Origin of the sequence: Thiohalorhabdus sp., assembly GCF_036628635.1 — a bacterium.
Classification (GTDB): Bacteria; Pseudomonadota; Gammaproteobacteria; order Thiohalorhabdales; family Thiohalorhabdaceae; genus Thiohalorhabdus.
On the sequence record NZ_JAZKRM010000099.1, the window covers coordinates 1 to 3821 of the forward strand.

General features: G+C 69.5%; 3 protein-coding genes. All 3 read left to right on the forward strand.

The features are described from left to right. A partial coding sequence (locus V5A19_RS13920; protein WP_332327963.1) for a helix-hairpin-helix domain-containing protein occupies positions 1–935 on the forward strand: 935 nt, incomplete at its 5' end. A 171-nt stretch (positions 936–1106) separates the two neighbouring features. Then, positions 1107–1292, forward strand: a complete 186-nt coding sequence (locus tag V5A19_RS13925; protein WP_332318994.1) for a hypothetical protein — start codon at positions 1107–1109, stop codon at positions 1290–1292. After that, on the forward strand, positions 1240–3411 hold the full coding sequence (locus V5A19_RS13930; RefSeq protein WP_332318993.1) for an Ig-like domain-containing protein: 2172 nt from the start codon (positions 1240–1242) through the stop codon (positions 3409–3411). Before V5A19_RS13925 ends, V5A19_RS13930 begins: the two co-directional genes overlap by 53 nt. Positions 3412–3821 lie beyond the last annotated feature (410 nt).

Consider the following 3821-nt stretch of genomic DNA (forward strand, 5'->3'; position numbering starts at 1 on the left):
GTTACAGCTTCTGCAAGTCCCACAGCGCCGCCTTCATCGTTGCCGCCTGGCAGGGCGCCTATCTCAAGGCCCACTACCCGGCCGAGTACCTGGCCGCCCTCATCGGCAACGGTGGCGGCTTCTACAGCCTGCAGGCCTACATCGGCGAGGCCCGCCGCCTGGGCCTGGCCGTACGCACGCCGCACGTCAACGTCAGCGACGCCGCCCCCCACGCCGAGGGCGCTGACGCGGTGCGCCTGGGCCTGGACGCGGTTAAGGCGCTCGGTCCCGGCACCATCGCGGCGCTGGTTTCGGAAAGGCAGGCCGGCGGCGTCTTCGCCGGGCTGCACGATCTCGCCCGGCGCGTGCCCGCCCTGGACCGGGGCGCCCTGGAGGCCCTTATCGGCGCCGGCGCCCTGGATGGCTTGGGGGATTGCCGCCGGGCCCTGCTGTGGACCCTGGAAGCTGAAGGGGCCCATGCCCGCGCTACGGGAACGGGTGACCTGTTCGCCGGCCAGGGAGAGCCCAGCGCCAGTCCGCCGCCGGTCGAGGCCGAGTCGCTTCCGGAGCGCCTGCGCTGGGAGCTGCGCCACCTGGGTGCGGTGATCGGCGGCCACCCCTTCGACCTGTTCCCGGAGGCCACGGCAGACCGCGAGGGCCGGGCGGTGCCCGCCACCGAGGTGGCGAGCCACGCCGGCGAGACGATCCGGGTCATGGGCTGGCACGTCACCAGCAAGCCCGCCCGCACCCGTACCGACGCCCTGCCCATGAGCTTCCTCACCCTCGAGGACCGCAGCGGCCTCATCGAGTGCGTGCTGTTCCCGAACGCCTACCGGCGCTACGGCGCCCTGCTGCACGAGTTCGGGCCGTTCACGGTGGAGGGGATGGTGCGGGCGGAGCAGGGCGTGTACACGGTGGAAGTGGCACGGATGGCGAGGCTGAAGGCAGCCCGATAGGATCCGGAAAAGGGGATAGGCTTGCTTGTTAAACAACTACTTTTGGTTTCAATGCCTTAAAAAGAGCCGGGCACGCTTTGACAGCGGCAAAAAGCCCCTGATAGAAAATTGGAGAAGGAAAGGGGCCGGCTTCCGTTCGGTTCGAACGGAGGCCGAGAAAGGGGGGCCTCCGTGTCGAAAGCTCGTGCCTTTTCCCGTGTTACCGGGCTGGTCCTGCTGGGCCTGGCGTTCGTCCTGCCCGCCGTCGGCGTCACCACCGCCGGCTCCGGCGTCGCCGGATCCACCGAAGACAATCCCAACCCCAATGCCCTCTGGGCCGGGCCAGAGCCATGGCGTCCTCAAGGTCGGGGCCGCTGACGGCCGGGTCCTGTTGGAGCTCACCGACCGCGGCGTGCGTGCCGTAGCGGCCGACCCGCGCCGGAGCACCCTCTGGACCTTGCGCCGGGACGAGCTGGTGTCCTACCGCCCCGGCGGCGAGCGCCGCACCACCCTTTCCCTGGCCGGCGAGAACGGCGACGCCGAAGCCGCGCAGCCCGCCGGCAGCACCGCCGTCACCGGCATGCGCCCCGGCCGCGCCCCGGACCGCGGGCCGGAGCGTGACGACGAGGACCACGACCAGCGGGACGATGACCGCGCCGACGAAAGGGACCACGAGCGCGAAGGCGGCGGGGACCACGAGGCGCGCCTCGCGGTGGATACCGCCGGCGGTGCCTGGCTCGCCGAGGAGGAGACCCTCCTGCGGGCCAGTCGGGACGGCACCGTCCAGTGGCGAACCGAGCTGGCCGAGGACGCCGAGGCCGTTGCCGGCGACACCGCGCGCGACCACCTGTGGCTCGCCCAGGACGAGACCCTGGTGGCCATTGCCACCAACGGCACCCGCGCCGCCCGCATCGACCTCGAGGATCGCGACCTCGAGCCCGAGGCCCTGGCCTACGCCCCCGCCTCCGACGCCCTGTGGGTGGCCGGCGACGACACCCTGGTGCGGCTGGGCCCCGACGGCGACGTCGGCCTACAGAAAGGAATCGAGGCCATCGATCACCTGGCCGCCGACGGCCAGGGCGGGGTGTGGCTGGCCGGCGAGCGGACCCTGCGCCACCTCACCGCCTCCGGCCTGGTCCGTTTCGAGCTGGAGCCCTTCGCCCGCCACGGCAAGCTCGTCGACCTCGCCGCCAGTCCCGCCGACGGCGCCGCCTGGCTCGCCGCGCCGCAGGGCCTAGTGCGGGTAAGCCACGCCGGCGTGGTCACCCACCGCAAGACCCTGCGCGGGCCCGAGCAAACCGGCCGCGTCTGGGCCCTGGCCCTGTTCGCGGACGTTACCCCGCCCGAGCTCACCGTCGAGGCCCCCGAAGCCGACTCCGTCCACGCCACCCGCACCCCCGAGCTGCGCCTCGCCTATGACGACCTCGGCAGCGGCGTGGCCCCCGACACTCTCAGTGTCACCGTTGATGGGGACTCGGCGGCGATTGCCTGTGACCATGACGACGGCACCAGCACTTGCACCCCGGAGAATCCCCTACCGGAAGGCCGGATCACTCTAAAGGCGACGATTGCCGACCACGCCGGCAACACCTCGGAACCGGCCGAGGTGGCCATAACCGTCGACTTCACCCCGCCGGTCATCACGGTGGCCGAGCCCGCCAACGGGGCCTACACCAACCAGCCCGAAGCGACCCTGCGCGGCACCGTCACCGACAACGCCAGCGGCGTGGCCGAATTCACCGTGGCCGGCGATCCGGTCGACCTCGGCCCCGACCACGGCTTCGCCCACACCGTGGCCCTGCCGGCGGACGGCGAGCACCCCTTAGGCCTCACTGCTGCCGACGAGGCCGGCAATGAGGCCAGCCGCACCTGGACCCTTATCCGCGACACGGTCCCCCCGGAGCCCCCGGCCACCGGTGAGATCGCGGTGGATGTCGCCGACGGCACCGCCACCGTTACCGGGGCCAAGGGCAGCGTGGAGGCCCAGGCCACGGTAGCCATCACCAATTCCCGCACCGGGGAGACGGTGCGCGTGACGTTAACGGCCGACTACGACGAACAGGATCGCCTTGAGCGTTACGGCAGCACCACCTACACCCACAACCAGGCCGGTGATCTCGAGTCCAAGACCACCCCCGCCGGCACCAGAACCTACAATTACGGCATCCTGGGCAACCTGCGCCACGTTGAGTTGCCCGATGGCACCGCCATCGACTACCTCATCGACGGCAAGAACCGCCGCATTGGCAAGAAAGTGGATGGCACCCTTGTCCAGGGTTTCCTTTACAAGGATCCGCTCAACCCCGTTGCCGAGCTGGACGGTTCGGGCACCGTCGAGGCGCGCTTCGTCTACGGGTCCAAGGCCAACGTGCCGGCCTACATGATCAAGGGTGGCACCCGCTACCGGATTATCTCGGACCACCTGGGCAGCGTGCGGCTGGTGATCAACACCGACACCGGCGCCGTCGCCCAGCGCGTGGACTGTGGGGTTTTTTGAAAGTAGGAGGGTCGGAAAGAGGTAGGGCGGGAAACCGGCTGTTGTCCTGATCAGGGCTGTCTCTTGCGGCCCTTGTGGTCCTGGTGGAGGGCCAAGTAGGCCACGGTACCCATGGTTACCGCGATAATGGCTAGGACGATGTATAGCGTCATGGCTCACTCCTGAAGTTCACGGACGCCTGCGACCCACATGGCCGCACCCAATGCGGCACCAAGTATGGTGCCGATCCAGGTAACATGGTCTTCCAGGACACCGCCGACGAGGGCAGCCACCATGGCGGTTCCTTGCGAGGGCTTGGCCTTTCCCCCCGAAAAGCCTAGAATGCCCGGTTTTCCATCCTTGCTGCGTCCGCGCCGGCGTGGCTGCAACCCGAAAGGAGCGGAAATCGTGAACCATTACGAGATCCTGTT

Excerpts from the sequence above, each read along its gene's own strand:
- V5A19_RS13930 (WP_332318993.1), top strand. The coding sequence starts at position 1,240 with ATGCCCTCTGGGCCGGGCCAGAGCCATGGCGTCCTCAAGGTCGGGGCC.